Raw genomic sequence first — 18,429 nt, 5'->3', positions numbered from 1 at the left:
CCGCTCAGCCCGCCGGGACGGCCGGGGCGGCGGCGGGCCGCCGGGCCGCGCGGTCGCAGGCCCAGCCGAACAGCACGCCGAACGCCGCCCAGAACACCAGCTGCGTGCCCAGTGACGCCAGCCTGAACTCCCACAGCAGCGAGGCCGGGAAGCCCTCGGGCACCTCGTCCACCGCGGGCAGCAGCAGCCACGCGGCGATCACCGGCACGAGGAAGGCCGCCACCGCCGCGCTCCAGCGCTGCCACGGGCCGGAGGAGACATGCCGGGCCGTCGCCACCGCGACGGCCGTCGCGGCCAGGCCGACCAGGACCATCACGACGTAGAGCGCGGTCCGGCCGTCGATCGTCTCCGGATCGCCCACCGCGGGCGGGTTGGCCGGGTACTTCAGGAACGGCACGAGGATGACGGCGACGAACGCCGTGCCCGCGGCGGCCAGTGCCAGCCCGCCCTCGTTCCGCGGCCCGACCCGGCCGCGCAGACCCGCGTGGACGAGCGCGAAGACGCCGCCGACGGCGAGCCCGTAGAGCCCGGTGGCGAGGAACAGCCCGGCCTTCTGCACCGGCCTGCCGAACGTGGCCCCTTCACCGTGGTGGTGGCCCGCCGCTCCGCCGTGGTCGTGGCCGGACCCGGCCGCGTGGTCGTGGCCGGCCTCCCCGGCGGGTGCGGACGCGGCGGCGGCCTCTTCCAGGGCGATCGCGCTGTCGACGTGGGGCTCTCCGAAGACGAAGGCGAATCCGCCCGCGGAGAATCCGGCCAGCAGGCCCAGCAGCAGGCCCCTGACCAGCAGGGTTCGCACCATGTCCGCGCCTAGTGGCACGGCACGCCGAGCAGGTGCCGCCCGTCGTGCATCAGCTCGTGCAGGAGGGCGCCCGTCTGGGAGACGGCCCCGTTGTCCATCAGGACGAGGTAGGCGACCAGCAGGAGGACGGGTACGGCCGCCAGCAGCCAGGGGCGCAGGCGCGGCAGGGGGATGATCGACGTCGACGGAGCGGACAGATCGCTCATGGTGCCTCCTCAGGGATGTGAACGCGTCCCGATCAGTGAGGTCACGACGGCCCAAGCGACCTGGCTCCCGGGATCGCAGTCCCGGATACAGTGGCGCGTCCGCACCGGCATCTCACCGGATTTCCCTTGGACTACCGTGAAATCCACCGGACCATATCCTTATCGCCCGTTCGCGTCAAGATCGGGGCATTCGTCCCTCTTATGGCTGGTGCCGCCGGTGCGCGGCCGTGGTTTGCTTGCCCCGTGGACGAATCACAGATCACCCGTTATCTGGACAGGCTCGGCGCGACCCGGCCTCCGGAGCCGGACGCCCGAGGTCTGCGGACCCTGCAGCTCGCTCACCTGCGGGCGGTGCCGTTCGAGAATCTGAGCGTCCATCTCGGCGAGCCGATCGTGCTCGAACCCGGCGCGCTCTTCGACAAGATCGTGACCCGCCGGCGCGGCGGCTTCTGCTACGAGGTGAACGGGTTGTTCGCCGAGCTGCTGACCGCCCTCGGATACCGGGTGACGCTGCTGGCCGCCCGGGTCTTCCACGGCACCACGCCGGGACCGCTCTTCGACCACCTGGCGCTCCGCGTCGACCTCGAAGAGCCGTGGCTGGTCGACGTCGGTTTCGGCGACTTCGCCGACGAGCCGCTCCGGCTCGGCGAACGCGCGGAGCAGGAGGACGGCGGAGGCGTCTTCCGGATCGCGCCCGCTCCGGGGGACCACGGCGACCTCGACGTCCTGCACCGGGGCGAGCAGGGCTACCGGCTGACCATGCGGCCCTACGAGCTGGGGGACTTCGTCCCGACGTGCTGGTGGCAGACGACCTCCCCCCAGTCGCACTTCACCAGGTCGACGGTCTGCACGCTGCGTACGGAGCGGGGGCGCACCACGATCAGCGGCGCCAGGCTGATCCGCACCGAGCACGGCGAACGCACCGAACACGTCCTGGACGAGGCCGGGCTCCGCGCGGCCTACCTCGACCACTTCGGGATCGCGCTCGACCGGATCCCGACGGCTCCCGGCACCCCGGGCCGGGCCTGACGGCCCCGGCGCTGCGGGCCGGTCCGGGACTGACGACCTGACCGGGCCTGACGGCCTGACCGGGCCTGGCGGGGACGTCCCCGCCGCCCACGTCTCGGGGCCGTCGTTTCACCGGGTCCGCGGCGGGTACCCCAGCGCGGTGGACCCCGATGGACCCACGGCCGGGACGGACGTCGCCGTCTCCGGCCCTGGAGGATCACGATGCGCGCGCTGACCGTCGCACCGGCGCGGGCGGGCGCCGCCGAGGTGCGGGACCTGCCCGATCCGCGGCCCGGCGAGGGGGAGCTGCTGGTCGAGGGCCTGGCCGTCGGCGTCTGCGGCACCGACCGGGAGATCGTCTCCGGCGCGTACGGCCGGCCGCCCCCCGGCCGCGACCGGCTGGTGCTCGGCCACGAGTCGCTGGGCCGGGTGATCTCGGCCCCGGACGGCAGCGGGTTCGCCCCGGGCGACCTCGTCGTCGGCGTGGTGCGCCGACCGGACCCGGTGCCCTGCGGGGCGTGCGCGCGCGGCGCGTTCGACATGTGCCGCAACGGCCGCTACACCGAGCGCGGCATCAAGGAGCTCGACGGCTACGGCAGCGAGCTGTGGACGGTCGAGACCGGGTACGCGGTGGCGCTCGACCCCCGGCTGGAGCGCGTCGGTGTGCTCATGGAGCCGACCACCGTGGTGGCGAAGGCGTGGGAGCAGGTCGAGCGCATCGGCGCCCGGTCCTGGTTCGAGCCCCGGCGGGTGCTGGTGACCGGGGCCGGGCCGATCGGGCTGCTGGCCGCGCTGCTGGGCGTGCAGCGCGGGCTGGAGGTCCACGTCCTCGATCTGGCCACCGGCGGGCCGAAGCCCGAGGCGGCGCGGGCGCTGGGCGCCGAGTACCACGCGGCCGACATCGGCGAGGTCACCGGGCGGGTCGATCCCGACATCGTGATCGAGGCCACCGGCGCCTCCGGCGTGGTGCTCGGCGCGATCGCCGGCACCGCCTCCTACGGCATCGTCTGCCTCACCGGGGTGTCGGCGGCGGGACGCCGGATCCCGGTGGACGCCGGTGCGGTCAACCGGGAGATCGTGCTGGAGAACGACGTCGTGGTCGGCTCGGTCAACGCCAACCTGCGCCACTACGCGGCGGCGGCCGACGCCCTGGCCCGGGCCGACCTCGGCTGGCTGGAGCGGCTGATCACCCGCCGGGTCCCGCTGGACCGCCACGCCGAGGCGCTGACCGCCCGCCCCGACGACATCAAGGTCGTCCTCACCCTGGGCCGAGAGGCCTGAGGGGACCGTCCTTCCTCCGGGACCGAGGAGCCTGAGGGGACCGGGGTCCGGCCGGGGCCCGGCGGGCGGATCCGGCCGGGGTCCGCGCCCGGAGGACGGCGGCGCCGCGCGGCGTCGCACGAGGTCACCCGGGCCGCGCGGCGTGCTCCCGGGGCGGCGGGCCCACGTCGCCGACCCGCCCCGGCCGCAGACCCGCGTGCACCTGCCCCGGTCCCGGCCCCTGCCGCCGGGCGAGCCGGTCGGCGACGGCCCCGGTGGCGAACGCGTAGACGGCCTTGTGCAGCAGGTCGACCAGCAGTTCGCCGCGCGGCCACGTCCACGGCGGGGCGCCGACCCCGGTCGCGTTCTCCAGCACCTGGTCGTTCGTGAGCCGCACGACGAAGAACATCCCCGACGCCCACGGTCCGCGCAGCCCCGCGGCGGCCATCACCCCGCGCAGCGCGCCGAGCAGGCAGCCCTGCCCGAGGTGCATCACCAGGTTGAGGGAGTCCGGCTGCCTTCCGGGCGACTCCGGGAGCCCGGTCAGCCGCTCCAGCGTCCTGGCCGGGACGTACGAGCTAGGCCGGCCGGTCAGCCGCTGCTCCAGTTTCTCGGCCAGCGTCATGGCGGCCGCTCCCGCGGCGCCCGCGAGCATGCCGTGCACCACGGCGCGAATCCACATTGGTGCTGCATGCCCGCTCCGCAGGCGCCCATGCGGACCGGCGGCGGACGGGAGCGGCCCCGCCGTGCCGCCCCGCGCCGGGGGCGGGGTCAGCTCGCGGTGAAGTTCTCCCCGACCTCCCGGTCCAGGTTGTGCAGCGCGCGCTCCAGCAACGCGTTGACGGTCTCCTCCGCGGGTCCGTCCCCGGCGGTCCGCAGGCAGACCTCGACCCTGGCGCTGCCCGCACCGGCCTCGCCGACCTCCAGCCATCCGGAGCCGCCGGCCGGTTCCTCGGTCCGCCACTCGACGCGCAGCCGTTCCGGGAGGACGGTGACCGCGCAGCGCGCCTCGCCCTCCCGGTCGCCGACCCGCCACCGGGCCGCCACGGCGTCGTCGCGGAGCGGGACGACGGAGAGCTCCTCGGGAAGCCAGCGGTCGAGGCGGTTCAGGTCGCCGGCGGTGCCGAACGCCACCTCGGCGAGCGCGCCCAGGACACGGGTCCCGTGGTACTCGCCCATCACGACCACCCGGCCGTCGCCGCCCCGCGGCCGCCTGCGACGTGTCTCGTTGCCATGCCGTCCTGCTACCCGGGCCGGGAGCACCCATTCACCCGCTCCCGCACCGCCCGGCCTGCCGGACAATGACCGGATGAGGATCAGTGATCTGCGGAACCTGGGGCCGAAGAGCGAGGAGTGGCTGCGGCGGGTGGGCGTCCACGACGCCGCGGCCCTCGCCGGGCTCGGCGCCGTGGAGGCCTACCGGCGGCTCCAGGACGCCCGCGTCCCGGGGTTGTCGCTGAACGCCCTGTGGGCGATGGAGGGGGCGCTCACCGACACCGACTGGCGTCTCCTCCCCGCCGAGCGCAGGCGGGAGCTGCTGGCCGAGCTCGCCGAGGAGTGAGCCCGGCCGCGCACCGCCACGCGGCCCCGCCCTGCCCGGCCGCGCACCGCCGTACGCCCGACCCGGCACGGCCGTACGGCACCGCCCCGGAGGAGCTCACCCGCCGGAGCGTTCGTCCGCCCGCCGGCTCCGCGGCCCGTCCGGCTCCCCGGCAGGCCCCGCGACCACCGCGACGCCGCCGGCCGGCACGGTCACCGCCCCGGCGGCCGGGCCGGTGCCGAGCAGCGCGGTCCCCTCGACGCCGTCCACCGTGACCGGCTCGTCGCCGTGGTTGAGGAGGAAGAGGAAGCCGCCCCGCCGGACGAGTTCGAGGGTGTCGGGCAGGCCGCGCGGCCGGGACACGCCCGCGTGGTCGAGCACGGCGGCGAGCAGGGCCCGCAGGTCCTCCCCGTCCCGCCCGGCCGCGTCCGGGGCCGGGTCCAGGGCCGTCGCGACGTACCAGGCGGTGCCCGCGCCCAGCTCGTGGCGGGTCACCGCGGGGTGGCCGGCGTCGGGGCCGGTGGCGAAGGAGCGCACGGCCCGCGCCCCGGAGAGCCGGACCCGCTCGGACCAGATGCGGCCGGTCGCCCCCGGGCCGTCGAGGGTCACGGTCCCCCGCTCGGGCAGCGGGTGGAACTCCTCGACCCACAGGCCGAGCACGTCCCGCAGCGCGCCCGGGTGCGGGCCCGGGTGGATCGCGTCCCAGGCGTCGACGATGCCGGAGAAGTAGGAGACGAGCAGGTGTCCGCCGGCCTCGACGTAGCGGTGCAGGTTCTTGCCCGCCGCCTCGGTCAGCAGGTAGGAGCTGGGCGCGACGACCAGCCGGTAGCGCGAGACGTCGGCCTCGGGGTGGACGAAGTCGACGGTGACGTGCTCGCGCCAGAGCGCCTCGTAGTACGCCTCCACCCGCTCGCGGAAGCGCAGGTCCACCGAGGGGCGCCACTCCAGCTCCAGCGCCCAGTAGGACTCCCAGTCCCACACCACCGCCACCTCGGCCGCCACCCGGGAGCCGCGGACCGGGGCCAGGGCCGCCAGGTCGGCGCCCAGGGCCACCACGTCCCGCCAGATGCCGGAGTCCGTCCCGGCGTGCGGGACCATCGCCGAGTGGAACTTCTCGGCCCCGTACCGGGAGGCCCGCCACTGGAAGAACAGCACCGAGTCGGAGCCGCGGGCGACGTGCGCGAGGCTGTTGCGCCGCATCTCCCCGGGCCGCTTGGCGAGGTTGCGCGGCTGCCAGTTGACGGCCCCGGTGGAGTGCTCCATCAGCATCCACGGCGCGCCGCCGGCCACCGAGCGGGTGAGGTCGGCGGCCATCGCCAGCTCGATGTGGTTGTCGGCCCGGGCCGCGTCGAGGTAGTGGTCGTTGGAGACGACGTCCACCTCGCCGGCCCAGCGCCAGTAGTCCATCGGCTTGCAGTTGGGGATCATGAAGTTGGTGGTGACCGGCCGGTCGCTGTGGCGGCGGATGGCCTCGCGCTCGCGGCGGAAGCAGGCCAGGTGCTCCTCCGCGGAGAAGCGCGTGTAGTCCAGGCGCAGGGCGGTGAGCTGGCCGGGCGGGGCGACGCCGGGCGGCTCGACCTCCGCGAAGGAGCCGTAGGTCAGGCCCCAGAAGACGGTCCCCCAGGCGGCGTTCAGCGCGTCCACGTCGCCGTACCGCTCCCGCAGCCAGGCGCGGAACGCCTCGGCCGAGGTGGGGCAGTGGCACTCGGCGTTGGCCCAGCCGTACTCGTTGTGCACGTGCCACATGGCCACCGCCGGGTGGTCGCCGTACCGGGCGGCCAGCTCGCCGGCGATCCGGATGGAGGCGGCGGCGTAGTCGGGGGAGCTGGGGCAGAAGCCGTGCCGGGAGCCGCCCGCGACGACGTGCCCGCCGGAGTCGACGAGGCGGCTGGCGGGGTGGCGGTTGCGGAACCAGACGGGCGGGGAGGCGGTGGGCGTGGCGAGGCCGACCATGATCCCTGCGGAGTGCAGCAGGTCGATGATCCGGTCCAGCCGGCGGAAGTCGTAGACGCCCTCGGCGGGCTCGATCAGCCCCCAGTTGAAGATCCCGAGGCTGACCAGGTTCACGCCGGCCTCGCGCATGAGGCGGACGTCCTCGTGCCAGACCTCCTCGGGCCACTGCTCGGGGTTGTAGTCCCCGCCGTAGGCGATGCCCTCGGGCAGGGCTGGGTATCCGGGCACGTCTCCCCCTCGAATCCACTCTGTGAACGTGCACAGTAGACCATCGCCCCCGCTCTCGGGAAAGCCTCCGAGCCATCCCCCAGGTGGAAGTGCCGGTTAACAAGAACGTAACGGGCATTGACAGCAGGGATGCCGGAATTTGAGTCTGTGAACGTTCACAGAGACGGCACACCTGGCCCCCTCCTCTCCCCGACCCCCCGCCCCGGAGGAACGTATGCGTACACACCGGCTCACGGCGGCAGCCGCCGCGGCCCTCGCCGCCACCCTGGCCGCAGGCTGCTCGGGCGGTCCCGGCGCCGCGCCCGCACCGGACGGCGCCGCCGCGCAGAGCACGGCCCCCGCCGGGCCGGTCAAGCTCACCTACTGGACCTGGGCCCCCAACATGGACAAGATCGTCAAGGTCTGGAACGACGCGAACCCCGACATCCAGGTCACGGTCAGCAAGCAGGCCGGCGGGGACGACGCCGCCGCCAAGTTCCTCACCGCCGCCAAGGCGGGCAACCCGCCCGACCTGGTCCAGGCCGAGTACCAGATGCTGCCGTCCTTCGTCGCCGCCGACGCCGTGGCCGACCTGTCCGCCGAGGCCGGGCCGGTCAAGCCCGCCTTCAGCGAGGGCACCTGGGGCCAGGTCACCCTGGGCACCGAGGGCGTCTACGCGATCCCGCAGGACAGCGGGCCGATGATGCTCTACTACCGCAAGGACCTGTTCGACAAGTACGGCATCGAGGTGCCCAAGACCTGGGACGAGTACGCCGAGGCCGCGCGCACCGTGCGGAAGGAGGACCCGGAGGTCTTCCTCGGCACGTTCTCCAGCAAGGACCCCGGCTCCTTCGCCGGCCTCGCCCAGCAGGCCGGCGCCCGGTGGTGGTCGATCTCCGGCGACGCCTGGAAGGTCGCCGTGAACGACGCCGCCACCGTCAAGGTCGCCGACTACTGGGGCGGCCTGGTGAAGGAGGGCGTCATCGACGACCAGCCGTACTTCACCCCGGAGTGGAACAAGGCCCTCAACGACGGAACCCTGCTGACCTGGCCCTCGGCGGTCTGGGGCCCCGGCGTGCTGGCCAGCAACGCCCCCAAGGGCAAGGGCAGGTGGGCCATCGCCCCGCTGCCGCAGTGGAGCGAGGGCGAGAGCTTCAGCGGCTTCTGGGGCGGCTCCTCCACCGCGGTCGCCGCGAAGTCGCCCAACAAGGCCGCGGCCGTGAAGTTCGCGACCTGGCTGAACACCGACCCGCAGGCGCTGGGGCTCCTGATCGAGGAGGCCGCGGTCTACCCCGCGGCCACCAAGGGCGGCGAGCTGCTCACCGAGGCCCCCGAGTACTTCTCCAACCAGCCCGACTTCTGGCAGCAGGCCGCCGCGGTCTCCGCCACCGCCCGCGGCTTCACCTTCGGACCCAACGTCAACGTGACCTACGACGCCTTCAAGAACGCCTTCGACAAGGCGGTCCAGGACAGGTCCTCCTTCGCCGACGCCGTCCAGGAGATGCAGGACGCCACGGTCGCCGACATGCAGAAGTCCGGGTTCCAGCTCGCGCCATGAGAACCCGACGCAGCGGCGGCGCCCCCTCGGGTGCCGCCCCCTACCTCTTCCTCCTGCCGGCCCTGGTGCTGTTCACCCTCTTCATGGCCGTGCCGATCTGCTACACGGTCTACCTCAGCCTGCGCCGGACGAAGGTCTCCGGCCTGGGCCTGGGCAAGGGGGCGCGCACCGAGGTCTTCGCCGGCCTCGACAACTACGCCGCCGCGCTCGGCGACGGGGAGCTGTGGGCCGGCTGGCTCCGGGTGCTCGGCTACGGCCTGCTGGTGCTCCTCGTCATGCTCGGGCTCGCCCTGCTCTTCGCCCTGCTGCTGGACTCGGCCCACGTACGGCTCGCCCGGTTCTCCCGGATCTCGATCTTCCTGCCGTACGCGGTGCCCGGGGTGGCCGCCAGCCTGCTGTGGGGCTTCCTCTACCTGCCCAGCCTCAGCCCCGTCCGCCAGGTGCTCGACCTCGACCTGCTGGGCGCCGGGACGGTCACCTTCTCCATGGCGAACGTGGCCGTCTGGGGCGGCACCGGCTTCAACATGCTGGTGCTCTACACCAACCTGCGGGCCGTCCCGCGCACCTACTACGAGGCCGCGCGCCTCGACGGGGCGAGCGAGCTGCAGATCGCGCTCCGCATCAAGATCCCGATCCTGATGCCCGCGATCATCCTGACCACGGTGTTCTCCGTCATCGCCACCGTCCAGGTCTTCACCGAGCCCACCACGCTCCGCCCGCTCACCAACACGATCAGCTCGACCTGGAGCCCTCTGATGAAGGTCTACCGCGACGCGTTCGTCACCGGCGACCTGTACTCGGCCGCCGCCACCTCGATCGTCATCGCCGGGATCTCCCTGGTCCTGTCGTTCGGCTTCCTGCGGATCGTGCGCGACCGCGCCTTCGGGGAGGGCTGATGTCCGCCACCGCCCTGCCCGCGGCGCACCGCCGCGCGGCCGTGCGCGGCCGCCGGTCGCGCGGCCTCGTCCCGACGGCGATCCTGCTGCTCGGCGCGCTCTACTGCCTGTTCCCGGTCAGCTGGGTGGTGGTGGCGGCCACCAAGTCAAAGGCGGAGCTGTTCTCCACCGCGGCCTTCGCCCCCGGGACCGGGCTGCTGTCCAACCTGGCCGACCTGGCCGGGTACCGGGACGGCGTCTTCTGGCTGTGGATGCTGAACACCCTGCTGTACGCGGGCGGCGGCGCGCTGCTGTCCACGGCGGTCTCCGCGGTCTCCGGCTACGCGCTGGCGAAGTACCGCTTCCGCGGCCGGAACACGATCTTCAACCTGCTGATCGGCGGCATCCTGGTGCCCTCCGTGGTCCTGGCCATCCCCCAGTACCTGCTGCTGTCGGAGATCGGGCTCGCGGACACCTACTGGTCGGTCCTGCTCCCGCAGATCCTCCACCCCTACAGCATCTACCTGGCGCGCATCTACGCCACCGCGGCCATCCCCGACGCCCTGCTGGAGGCCGGGCGCATCGACGGGGCCGGTCACTTCCTGCTGCTGCGCAGGGTGGCGCTGCCGCTCATGCTGCCCGGCATGGTGACCATCTTCCTGTTCCAGTTCGTCGCGATCTGGAACAACTTCCTGCTCCCCTTCATCATGCTCGGCGACGACCAGAAGTTCCCGCTGACCGTCGGCCTGTACACGATGCTCGCGGCCGGGGCCAACCAGCCCTCGCTGTTCAACCTGATCCTCACCGGGGCGCTCGTCTCGCTCGTCCCGCTGATCGCGCTCTTTTTGACGATGCAGCGCTACTGGCGGACGGACCTGTCCGACGGAGCCGTGAAGTAGGTGAAGCGGGAAAGGATCTCCGGACGGAACAATGGGGGCATGAAGCGCCCCACCATCCACGACGTCGCGGCGGCGGCGGGAGTGTCCCGGGGCACGGTGTCCCGGCTGCTCAACGGCGACCGGTACGTCAGCACCACCGCCCGGATCGCGATCGAGCGGGCCATCGCCGAGACCGGCTACGTCGTCAACCGCAACGCCCGCAGCCTGGTGACCCAGCGCACCGGCTCGGTCGTGATGGTGCTGTCCGAGCCGCACGAGAAGCTGTTCGAGGACCCCAACTACAGCGTGATGATCCGCACCGCCGTACGCATGCTGGCGGAGCGGGACATGTCGCTGGTCATGATGGTCGCCGGCGACGACGGCGACCGCGACCGGGTGATCCGCTACGTGCGCGGCGGGCACGCCGACGGCGTCTTCCTGCTCTCCACCCACGCGGGCGACCGCATGGTGGACGCGCTGGTGGACACCGGCATCCCGGCCGTGGCGCAGGGCGCGGTCATCGGCCGGGAGAACGTCATCCCCTACGCCGCGGCCGACGACCGCGAGGGCGCCCGGCAGATGACCCGCTACCTGGTCGAGCAGGGCCGGAAGAAGATCGCGACCATCACCGGGCCGATGGACACCCCCGGCGGCATCCAGCGGCTGGAGGGCTTCACCGACGTCCTCGGCCGCAAGGCCGCCAAGAAGCTGATCGAGCACGGCGACTGGACCCAGCTGAGCGGGGAGAGCGCCATGGCCCGGCTCCTGCAGCGGGTCCCCGACCTCGACGCCGTCTTCGTCGCCTCCGACCTGATGGCGGCCGGCGCCCTGTCCACGCTCCGGATGGCCGGGCGCCGGGTCCCGCAGGACGTGGCGGTGGGCGGGTTCGACGACTCCTCCGTCGCCGCCACCACCCACCCGCCGCTCACCACGGTCCGCCAGCCGCTGGCCCGGGTGGCCGAGGAGACCGTACGGCTGCTGCTCGCCCTGATCGACGGCGAGCGGCCCGAGAGCCCGGTGATCCTCCCCACCGCCCTCGTCGCCCGGGAGTCGGCCTGACCCCGGAGCGCGACACCCGTCCACGGGTCGGCTGACTCCTCAGGGGCGGGCGAGGGGACGCCGTCACGTGGCGGGACCGGCCGCCCCGCGGCACGTCACTGCCCGCCGAACCAGCCGGGTACGTCGAGGCGGAAGACGTCGGGCGGCGTCACCCTGCGCAGGTCGGCCTCCAGCGCGCGCAGGCGCTCCTCGCCGAGCTCGGCGGCCCAGCGGCCGCGCAGGTCGTCGAAGATGCGGGCCGAGCGCTCCAGCATGTCGAACCCGCGCGCGGTGAGCCGCACGACCCTGCGCCGCGTGTCGCGGGGGTCGACGGCGCGCTCGACGTAGCCGAGGCGCTCCAGCGTCTCGACGGTCTTGCCCGCCGCCTGCTTGGAGACCCCGAGCGTACGGCCCAGCTCCACGGCGGTGTCGCCGCCGCGCATGATCGCCTGGAGCACGAACCCGTGCATGGGGCGCGCATCGGGGTGCCCCTGCCGGGCGAGCTCGGCGTGCAGTTCGTCGATGAGGACGCGGAAGGCGAGGAAGAGCCGGAGCGGCAGTTCGAAGCCGGGCGGATCGCTTGACACGATAGACAACCTGATTGACTATATGGACAACAACGTTGACCATCGTAGGAGACGCGACCATGCCTGTCATCCGTGCCGCGGAGGCCCGCCGTACGACCACGCCCAACGCCGCCATGACCACCTTCGCCTCGCCCACCCTCGGCGGCGCCGGGCAGGTCCTGTGGCGCGTGGACATGGAGCCGGGCCGCCAGGGCCCGCCGCACGCCTTCGAGACCGAGCAGATCTGGACCCTGCTGGAGGGAGGGGCCACCGTCGACCTGGACGGCGAGAAGATCGACCTCGCCGCAGGCGACACCGTGGTCATGCCGGCGGACGCGCCCCGGCAGGTCTCCGCCGACGCGCGGACCGGGTTCACCGCCGTGGTCACCGCGCTCCCGGGCGGCCGCGCCTACAACCCGGACGGCGTCACGGCCGACGGGGCGTGCGGCCTGGCCCCGCGGGACGACGAGCGGGTCCCGCCGCCCTGGACCGAGTGAGCCCCCCGCCCCGGCCGGGTGAGCCTCCCGCCCCGGCCGGGTGAGCACGCCCGTCCTGGAGCGGGTGAGCGTGCCGTCCCGGACCGGGCGGGCCGAGCCCGGCGTCAGGAGAGGGAGGCGCAGAGGCGGGGGACCGCGACGCCGATCGGCTCGTCGATCACCTCGTCGGCCAGGTGGTCGTACGGCGTCGGCTCCCCGTTCACGATCACCAGCCGGGCGCCCGCGTCGACCGCGACCCGGACCAGCGAGGCGGCCGGCTGCACCTGGAGCGAGGTGCCGACCGCGAGGAAGACCTCGCACGCCTCGGCCGCCTCGACCGCCCTGCCGAGGAGGGCCAGGTCGAGGGACTGGCCGAACATCACGGTGGCCGTCTTCAGGATGCCGCCGCAGTCGCGGCAGGCGGGGTCGTCCTCCCCGGCCAGGACCCGGTCGATCGCCTCCCGGGTGGTGGAGCGGGCGCCGCAGGCCGTGCAGACCGCGCCGAACATGTTGCCGTGCAGCTCCAGCACCCGCTCCGGCGGCGACCCGGCCCGCTGGTGCAGGCCGTCGACGTTCTGCGTGACGATCCAGGCGTCCGGCAGGGCGGCGAGCGCGCGGTGCGCCGCGTTCGGCTCGGCCTTCCAGGCGGGGCTCTCGTGCCGGAACAGCCACGACCGCCGCCGGATGTCCGGGTCGGCCATGTAGACGTCGTAGGTGACGAGTTTCTCGTAGTCGGGATCCCTGCTCCACAGCCCGCCGGGGCCGCGGTAGTCGGGGATCCCCGACTCCGTGGAGATCCCCGCGCCGGTCAGCACCGTCACCGTCATGCCGGTGATCGTAGACGCCGCCGCCCGGATCCGCGGGGAATCGGGCGTCAGGCGCGCACGCCCGCCTTGGCCGAGGCGCGGCCGACGAGGATCCGCACCGCGTCGCCGAACATCGCGAACGCCGGGTTCGTGGTCTGGCCCGCCCGGTAGCGGAACCAGATCTGCTGCGCGATCACCGCCAGCCGGAACAGGCCGAACACCTCGTAGAACGTCCAGTCCCCCATCTTCAGACCGGTCCGCTCCAGGTAGCGCGCCACGAACTGCTCGCGGGTGGGCATGCCGGGCAGGTGGGTGGGCTGGCGGCGCAGGAGGGCGTACAGCTCGTCGTCGTCCGCCGTGATCCAGTAGGCCATGGCCGAGCCCAGCTCCATCAGCGGGTCCCCGACGGTGGCCATCTCCCAGTCCAGCACGCCCACGATCCGCGCCGGGCCGCTCATGTCCAGGATGAGGTTGTCGAGCTTCCAGTCGTTGTGGATCAGCCGCAGGGCGGCGTCCTCGGGCCGGTGCTCGTCCAGCCAGGCCATCACCGCCTCGCCACCGGGGACGTCGTCGGTCAGCGCGCCGCGGTAGCGCCGGGACCAGCCCTCCACCTGGCGGCGCACGTAGCCCGGCCCCTTGCCCAGCTCGGCCAGGCCCGCCGCCTCGGGGTCCACGGTGTGCAGGGCGGCCAGGGTGTCGACCACGGTGTGCCCCAGCGCCCGCGCCTCGTCCGGCCCGAGGGTCGTCCCCGGCGGGAGCTCGCTGCGCAGGACCGTGCCCTCGACGTGCTCCATCACGTAGAACTCGTCGCCCAGCACCGAGGGGTCGTCGCAGAAGGCGAGCATCTGCGGCACGGCGCCGAAGTGGGGCTTGAGCCGCTGCTGCACCGTGAACTCGCGCCGCATGTCGTGCGCGGAGGCGGCCTTGCGACCGCGCGGCGGCCTGCGCATGACCAGGTCGCGGTCGGCGTACCGCAGCAGATACGTCAGGTTCGACACGCCGCCCCGGAACTGCCGGACCTGCGGCGGTCCGTCCAGTCCCGCCATCCGGCCCGCCAGCCAGGCGTGCAGGGCTGCGACGTCGAACGCGTCCTCCTCGCGGACCTCTCCGGCATCCAACGTGACTCCTTCGGTGAGACGAGAAGAAACATACTAAACGGTCGGTATGTGTCGGCGCAGGGCCGCCGCCCCCGGTGGGGGCCGTGGGCCGGATCCCGGGAAGCCGGGTCGGGATAGCAACATGCGGCAGTAAATCCTGGCTAATGAGCGGTGTGCCCATATCGCCCCATGGGGACCAGAGATGCAGATTCTCATGGTCTGTACCAGTTAGCCGGACGGATCCCTATCTCACCGCGACCCGCACGGACGTGTGCACGCGAGGACGCGGGACGCCCCCGCGTCCCGGGCTCTGGCGGCCATGAGACGACCGTCGCCGCGGCGGCCAGAGGCAACGAACTCAGGAGGACACCAGTGATCAAGCGTGGTAAACCCACCAAGAACGGGCAGGTCAAGCTCATCTTCACCCTGCCGGCCGACCAGGTGCGCGGTCAGGTCTCCCTCGTCGGGGACTTCAACGACTGGAACCCCTACGCCCACCCGATGCGCCGTGGCGACGACGGGACCTACCAGGTGGCCGTCACCGTCCCCGCGCAGCGGGCCATCTGCTTCCGGTACCTGGCCGAGGGCGGCGTCTGGTTCGACGACCCGGACGCCGACCACCACGACGAGCACGGCGGGCACCTCCGCCCGGCCGACCCGCGCGGCCAGCGCATCGAGGCCGCCCGCGCGCCGCTGCTGGAGGACCACCGGGAGCAGCCGCTCGCGGCCACCCGGTAGCCGGGCCCGCCGTCTCCGTCCGCGGGGACGGCGGCCACCGGAGCGGACCGCCGGGCGGACCACCGGAGAAGCCCCCGCTGGAGAAGCCCCCCGAGAACAGAGAAGACCACCCGTACAGACGGCAGCCGGTATCGGGCCGCACGGCGCGGCCCCGCGGCGATCCACCCCCCCGTGGCCGTCGTCCCGGCCCGCGGGCCGTACCCGGCGGGGCCCCGTGCCCCGGACGGGAGCGGATCCGCAGGCGGCCGGGACCTTCCGAAGACCCAACTGTCACCGTTTCCGGGGAGATGCGATGAGCTGTCGTAAGGCAAGCGGAGCCGCTCTGGCCGCCGCCGTGGCGTGTGCCGCGCTGGCCGGGTGCATGCCGTGGGGGAACGACGAGCCGGAGAAGAAGATCGGGGCCGCCGCGGGCAAGGCGCAGGGCGGCAAGACCGACCAGGCCGCCGTCCGCAAGGAGAAGACGGCCAGGGCCGCCCAGGCGAAGGCCAACGAACTGGGCCAGATCCCCGTCCTCATGTACCACCGGGTGGTGGACAAGCCCACGGCGCCCGACGACCGCACGCCCAAGCAGTTCCGCGCGGAGCTGGATCGGCTGGCCGCCGAGGGCTACGTCCCGATCACCGCCGCCGAGTACGTCCGCGGGCGCATCGGCATCCCGGCCGGCAAGCACCCGGTCGTGCTGACCTTCGACGACGCCTCCCCGGCCCAGCTCACCCTGGACGGGTCCGGCAAGCCCATGCCGAACACCGCCGTCGCCATCCTGCAGGACGTCGCCAGGCGCCACCCCGGCTTCCGGCCGGTGGCCACCTTCTACGTGACGCGCGACCTGTTCGGCAAGACCAGGCCGGAGGAGCAGACGCAGATGCTCACCTGGCTGCGCGAGAACGGCTTCGACATCGGCAACCACACCTACGGCCACCGCAACCTCCTCGGCATGTCCAAGAAGGAGGCGATGACCGAGATCGCCAAGGGGCACGACCTGATCGCCAAGCTGACCGGCACCGAGCCGGTGACGCTGGCGCTGCCGTACGGCAACCAGCCGAGCACGCCGGAGTGGGCGCTCAAGGGCAACTCGGGTGACGTCGCCTACACCTACGGCGGTGTCTTCCGCGCCGGGTACACCCCCGCCGCCTCGCCCTTCAGCAAGGACTTCAAGCCGACCGACCTGCCGCGCATCCGCTCGATGGGCAAGGTCAGGAAGGACGAGTGCCACCGCTTCTGCTCGACCGCCTGGCTCGACTGGCTGAAGGCCAACCCCGACGAGCGCTACACCTCCGACGGCGACGTCGGGACGGTCGCCTACGCCAAGTTCAAGGCCCCCTTCATGGCCGCGCGCTTCGCCCCCTACGCTCTTCCCTACTGAGTGTCCGAAGAGCCGGCGCACCGGGCCGGGAAGAGGTGGCGAGCATGGTCTCCGAGTTGTTCGACCCGAAGGCGTGGCGGGAGGTCGAGGGCTTCGACTTCACCGACATCACCTACCACCGGGCCGTCGACTCCGGGACGGTGCGCATCGCCTTCGACCGGCCCGAGGTGCGCAACGCGTTCCGCCCGCAGACCGTGGACGAGCTCTACCGCGCCCTCGACCACGCCCGGATGAGCCCCGACGTGGGCTGCGTGCTGCTCACCGGGAACGGACCCTCGCCGAAGGACGGCGGGTGGGCGTTCTGCTCCGGCGGCGACCAGCGCATCCGCGGGCGCGACGGCTACAAGTACGCCGAGGGCGGCCGGGTCGACCCGGCGCGGGCCGGCCGCCTGCACATCCTGGAGGTCCAGCGGCTGATCCGCTTCATGCCGAAGGTCGTCATCTGCGTGGTGCCGGGCTGGGCCGCGGGCGGCGGGCACAGCCTGCACGTCGTGTCCGACCTGACCCTCGCCAGCCGGGAGCACGCCCGCTTCAAGCAGACCGACGCCGACGTGGCCAGCTTCGACGGCGGGTACGGCTCGGCCTACCTGGCCCGCCAGGTGGGCCAGAAGTTCGCCCGCGAGATCTTCTTCCTCGGCGACACCTACACCGCCGAGGACGCCCACCGGATGGGCATGGTCAACGCCGTCGTGCCGCACGCGGAACTGGAGAAGACCGCGCTGGAGTGGGCCCGGAAGGTCAACGGCAAGAGCCCGATGGCGCAGCGCATGCTGAAGTACGCCTTCAACCTGGCCGACGACGGCATGGTCGGCCAGCAGCTCTTCGCCGGCGAGGCCACCCGGCTGGCCTACATGACCGACGAGGCGGTCGAGGGCCGCGACTCCTTCCTGGAGAAGCGCGAGCCCGACTGGAGCCCCTTCCCCTGGTACTTCTGAACCCGCTGGTACCGCTCGACCCGCGCCGTACGGCACGCTTGGGGCGTGTCGAAGCTCGGACGGCGGGTCGCGGCGGCGGCGGAGGCCGCGCTCGCCCAGCGCAAGTACGTGACCGCCATCGACGTGCTCACCGGGCTGGGCTGGCTGCACGCCCGGCACGTCGACCTCTGGCGGCAGGGCAGGGCGGCCGACCTGGAGCGGCTGGCCGCCGTGGACGGCGCGCGGATGACCGACGCGGTGGCGGCGCTGCGGGAGTGGGCCGCCGAGCGGGGGCTCACGCCGAGCGAGACCCCGTACGTGTCGGCGTCCCGGGACCGGGCGCCGCTGAGGTTCCTGTCCGCCGGAGACGACGCCTCCTTCCGCGTGCACTGGGTCTCGCCGGACATGAGCGAGGCCCGGCGCAGGCAGCTGGCCGAGCGGCAGGCCAAGGCGCCCGACCTGGTCGTGGTCGAGGCCGAGCGGCCGTGGGAGTGCGCCGGCTGCCGTGACACCGGCCCCTACCTGATCATGGAGGACGGCGCGCCGCACTGCCTGACCTGCGCCGACCTGGACCATCTGGTCCTGCTGTCCGCGGGGAACGCCGCGCTCAGCCGCCGCGCCAAGAAGGAGAGCGGGCTGGCCGCCGTGGTCGTCCGCTTCAACGCCCGGCGCAGGCGGTACGAGCGGCGGGGCGTCCTGGTCGAGGAGGAGGCGCTGGCCCGGGCCGAGGAGCAGTGCCTGGCCGACGAGGAGGTACGGCTGCGCCGCCGCGAGCGCGACCGGGAGCGGCGGGAGGGCGAGGACCTCCGCTTCCAGGCGCGGATGGCCGAGCAGATCGTCCGCCTGTTCCCCGGCTGCCCGCCGGAGCGGGCCGAGGAGATCGCCCGGCACGCCGCGCAGCGCGGCAGCGGCCGGGTGGGGCGCACGGCCGCCGCCAAGGTCCTCGACGCCGACGCGATCACCCTCGCCGTGGTCGCCTCGGTACGGCACCGCGACACCGACTACGACCGGCTGCTGATGGCCGGGGTGCCCCGGTCCGAGGCGCGCGAGCGCATCCGGGCGGAGATCGACCGGGTCCTCGCCGGCTGGCGCTCACCGGGCGGGGGGAGGACCGGGTGACGTCCGGCGGACGGGAACGGGAACGGGA

General features: G+C 73.4%; 20 protein-coding genes. 12 read left to right on the top strand and 8 right to left on the bottom strand.

The window, feature by feature from the left end:
* Positions 1-4: 4 nt before the first annotated feature.
* Together ABD823_RS06190 and ABD823_RS06185 are read right to left on the bottom strand one after the other, a co-directional pair.
* Complete coding sequence (locus ABD823_RS06190; protein WP_344856798.1) at positions 5-799, bottom strand: CbtA family protein; 795 nt, start codon at positions 797-799, stop codon at positions 5-7.
* Positions 800-807: 8 nt separating this feature from the next.
* Positions 808-1,005, bottom strand: a complete 198-nt coding sequence (locus tag ABD823_RS06185; protein WP_344856797.1) for a CbtB domain-containing protein — start codon at positions 1,003-1,005, stop codon at positions 808-810.
* Between the two features lie 243 nt (positions 1,006-1,248).
* Here ABD823_RS06185 and ABD823_RS06180 point away from each other — a divergent pair, with 243 nt between their 5' ends.
* Together ABD823_RS06180 and ABD823_RS06175 are read left to right on the top strand one after the other, a co-directional pair.
* Complete coding sequence (locus ABD823_RS06180) at positions 1,249-2,034, top strand: arylamine N-acetyltransferase family protein (protein WP_344856795.1); 786 nt, start codon at positions 1,249-1,251, stop codon at positions 2,032-2,034.
* Between the two features lie 201 nt (positions 2,035-2,235).
* The gene (locus tag ABD823_RS06175; RefSeq protein ID WP_344856793.1) at positions 2,236-3,294 is read left to right on the top strand and encodes a glucose 1-dehydrogenase; all 1,059 of its coding nucleotides are present in this window, start codon (positions 2,236-2,238) and stop codon (positions 3,292-3,294) included.
* 124 nt (positions 3,295-3,418) lie between these two features.
* Here the strand turns inward: ABD823_RS06175 and ABD823_RS06170 are convergent, their stop codons facing one another.
* Positions 3,419-3,955 carry a hypothetical protein gene (locus ABD823_RS06170; RefSeq protein WP_344856791.1) on the bottom strand — a complete coding sequence of 179 codons (537 nt, stop codon included), beginning with the start codon at positions 3,953-3,955 and terminating at the stop codon, positions 3,419-3,421.
* An 89-nt stretch (positions 3,956-4,044) separates the two neighbouring features.
* Positions 4,045-4,452, bottom strand: a complete 408-nt coding sequence (locus ABD823_RS06165; protein ID WP_344856790.1) for an SRPBCC family protein — start codon at positions 4,450-4,452, stop codon at positions 4,045-4,047.
* 130 nt (positions 4,453-4,582) lie between these two features.
* On the opposite strand from ABD823_RS06165, the gene ABD823_RS06160 reads away from it, so the two are divergent.
* Positions 4,583-4,834: a TfoX/Sxy family DNA transformation protein gene (locus ABD823_RS06160; protein ID WP_344856788.1), complete on the top strand. Its 252-nt coding sequence runs from the start codon at positions 4,583-4,585 to the stop codon at positions 4,832-4,834.
* A gap of 96 nt (positions 4,835-4,930) precedes the next feature.
* Here ABD823_RS06160 and ABD823_RS06155 read toward each other — a convergent pair whose 3' ends face one another.
* Positions 4,931-6,994: a beta-galactosidase gene (locus ABD823_RS06155; RefSeq protein ID WP_344856786.1), complete on the bottom strand. Its 2,064-nt coding sequence runs from the start codon at positions 6,992-6,994 to the stop codon at positions 4,931-4,933.
* A 214-nt stretch (positions 6,995-7,208) separates the two neighbouring features.
* Between ABD823_RS06155 and ABD823_RS06150 the strand changes: the two genes are divergently transcribed.
* The 4 genes from ABD823_RS06150 to ABD823_RS06135 are packed head-to-tail and all read left to right on the top strand — an operon-like array spanning position 7,209 to position 11,343.
* Positions 7,209-8,531, top strand: a complete 1,323-nt coding sequence (locus ABD823_RS06150; RefSeq protein ID WP_344856785.1) for an ABC transporter substrate-binding protein — start codon at positions 7,209-7,211, stop codon at positions 8,529-8,531.
* Positions 8,528-9,427: a carbohydrate ABC transporter permease gene (locus ABD823_RS06145; protein WP_344856783.1), complete on the top strand. Its 900-nt coding sequence runs from the start codon at positions 8,528-8,530 to the stop codon at positions 9,425-9,427. Before ABD823_RS06150 ends, ABD823_RS06145 begins: the two co-directional genes overlap by 4 nt.
* Positions 9,427-10,305 carry a carbohydrate ABC transporter permease gene (locus tag ABD823_RS06140; RefSeq protein ID WP_344856781.1) on the top strand — a complete coding sequence of 293 codons (879 nt, stop codon included), beginning with the start codon at positions 9,427-9,429 and terminating at the stop codon, positions 10,303-10,305. The genes ABD823_RS06145 and ABD823_RS06140 overlap by 1 nt, the downstream gene beginning before the upstream one ends.
* A gap of 39 nt (positions 10,306-10,344) precedes the next feature.
* Positions 10,345-11,343 carry a LacI family DNA-binding transcriptional regulator gene (locus ABD823_RS06135; RefSeq protein ID WP_344856779.1) on the top strand — a complete coding sequence of 333 codons (999 nt, stop codon included), beginning with the start codon at positions 10,345-10,347 and terminating at the stop codon, positions 11,341-11,343.
* Positions 11,344-11,438: 95 nt separating this feature from the next.
* Here the strand turns inward: ABD823_RS06135 and ABD823_RS06130 are convergent, their stop codons facing one another.
* Complete coding sequence (locus ABD823_RS06130) at positions 11,439-11,909, bottom strand: MarR family winged helix-turn-helix transcriptional regulator (protein WP_344856848.1); 471 nt, start codon at positions 11,907-11,909, stop codon at positions 11,439-11,441.
* Positions 11,910-11,968: 59 nt separating this feature from the next.
* Here ABD823_RS06130 and ABD823_RS06125 point away from each other — a divergent pair, with 59 nt between their 5' ends.
* A complete protein-coding gene (locus tag ABD823_RS06125; RefSeq protein ID WP_344856777.1) occupies positions 11,969-12,385 on the top strand; it encodes a cupin domain-containing protein in 417 nt (138 codons plus the stop codon).
* A gap of 104 nt (positions 12,386-12,489) precedes the next feature.
* Here ABD823_RS06125 and ABD823_RS06120 read toward each other — a convergent pair whose 3' ends face one another.
* Entirely contained in the window at positions 12,490-13,191 is a 702-nt protein-coding gene (locus ABD823_RS06120) for an SIR2 family NAD-dependent protein deacylase (protein ID WP_344856775.1), read from the bottom strand.
* Positions 13,192-13,238: 47 nt separating this feature from the next.
* Positions 13,239-14,288: a phosphotransferase family protein gene (locus ABD823_RS06115; RefSeq protein ID WP_344856773.1), complete on the bottom strand. Its 1,050-nt coding sequence runs from the start codon at positions 14,286-14,288 to the stop codon at positions 13,239-13,241.
* Positions 14,289-14,639: 351 nt separating this feature from the next.
* Between ABD823_RS06115 and ABD823_RS06110 the strand changes: the two genes are divergently transcribed.
* The 4 genes from ABD823_RS06110 to ABD823_RS06095 all read left to right on the top strand — a co-directional run bounded on the left by ABD823_RS06110 (position 14,640) and on the right by ABD823_RS06095 (position 18,401).
* Positions 14,640-15,005 carry an isoamylase early set domain-containing protein gene (locus ABD823_RS06110; protein ID WP_344856771.1) on the top strand — a complete coding sequence of 122 codons (366 nt, stop codon included), beginning with the start codon at positions 14,640-14,642 and terminating at the stop codon, positions 15,003-15,005.
* 292 nt (positions 15,006-15,297) lie between these two features.
* Complete coding sequence (locus tag ABD823_RS06105) at positions 15,298-16,368, top strand: polysaccharide deacetylase family protein (RefSeq protein ID WP_344856769.1); 1,071 nt, start codon at positions 15,298-15,300, stop codon at positions 16,366-16,368.
* Between the two features lie 44 nt (positions 16,369-16,412).
* Positions 16,413-17,303 carry a 1,4-dihydroxy-2-naphthoyl-CoA synthase gene (locus tag ABD823_RS06100; RefSeq protein WP_344856768.1) on the top strand — a complete coding sequence of 297 codons (891 nt, stop codon included), beginning with the start codon at positions 16,413-16,415 and terminating at the stop codon, positions 17,301-17,303.
* Positions 17,304-17,348: 45 nt separating this feature from the next.
* Positions 17,349-18,401 carry a DUF2293 domain-containing protein gene (locus tag ABD823_RS06095; protein WP_344856766.1) on the top strand — a complete coding sequence of 351 codons (1,053 nt, stop codon included), beginning with the start codon at positions 17,349-17,351 and terminating at the stop codon, positions 18,399-18,401.
* Positions 18,402-18,429 lie beyond the last annotated feature (28 nt).

Source organism: Planomonospora alba (genome assembly GCF_039534085.1).
Lineage (GTDB): Bacteria > Actinomycetota > Actinomycetes > Streptosporangiales > Streptosporangiaceae > Planomonospora_B > Planomonospora_B alba.
The sequence above is the reverse complement of the archived record's forward strand: the minus strand, read 5'-3'. Positions and strand labels throughout refer to the sequence as shown.

Excerpts from the sequence above, each read along its gene's own strand:
- ABD823_RS06150 (WP_344856785.1), top strand. The coding sequence starts at position 7,209 with ATGCGTACACACCGGCTCACGGCGGCAGCCGCCGCGGCCCTCGCCGCC.
- ABD823_RS06190 (WP_344856798.1), bottom strand. The coding sequence starts at position 799 with ATGGTGCGAACCCTGCTGGTCAGGGGCCTGCTGCTGGGCCTGCTGGCC.
- ABD823_RS06165 (WP_344856790.1), bottom strand. The coding sequence starts at position 4,452 with ATGGGCGAGTACCACGGGACCCGTGTCCTGGGCGCGCTCGCCGAGGTG.
- ABD823_RS06185 (WP_344856797.1), bottom strand. The coding sequence starts at position 1,005 with ATGAGCGATCTGTCCGCTCCGTCGACGTCGATCATCCCCCTGCCGCGC.
- ABD823_RS06160 (WP_344856788.1), top strand. The coding sequence starts at position 4,583 with ATGAGGATCAGTGATCTGCGGAACCTGGGGCCGAAGAGCGAGGAGTGG.
- ABD823_RS06105 (WP_344856769.1), top strand. The coding sequence starts at position 15,298 with ATGAGCTGTCGTAAGGCAAGCGGAGCCGCTCTGGCCGCCGCCGTGGCG.
- ABD823_RS06170 (WP_344856791.1), bottom strand. The coding sequence starts at position 3,955 with ATGTGGATTCGCGCCGTGGTGCACGGCATGCTCGCGGGCGCCGCGGGA.
- ABD823_RS06125 (WP_344856777.1), top strand. The coding sequence starts at position 11,969 with ATGCCTGTCATCCGTGCCGCGGAGGCCCGCCGTACGACCACGCCCAAC.
- ABD823_RS06175 (WP_344856793.1), top strand. The coding sequence starts at position 2,236 with ATGCGCGCGCTGACCGTCGCACCGGCGCGGGCGGGCGCCGCCGAGGTG.
- ABD823_RS06120 (WP_344856775.1), bottom strand. The coding sequence starts at position 13,191 with ATGACGGTGACGGTGCTGACCGGCGCGGGGATCTCCACGGAGTCGGGG.
- ABD823_RS06145 (WP_344856783.1), top strand. The coding sequence starts at position 8,528 with ATGAGAACCCGACGCAGCGGCGGCGCCCCCTCGGGTGCCGCCCCCTAC.
- ABD823_RS06100 (WP_344856768.1), top strand. The coding sequence starts at position 16,413 with ATGGTCTCCGAGTTGTTCGACCCGAAGGCGTGGCGGGAGGTCGAGGGC.
- ABD823_RS06135 (WP_344856779.1), top strand. The coding sequence starts at position 10,345 with ATGAAGCGCCCCACCATCCACGACGTCGCGGCGGCGGCGGGAGTGTCC.
- ABD823_RS06140 (WP_344856781.1), top strand. The coding sequence starts at position 9,427 with ATGTCCGCCACCGCCCTGCCCGCGGCGCACCGCCGCGCGGCCGTGCGC.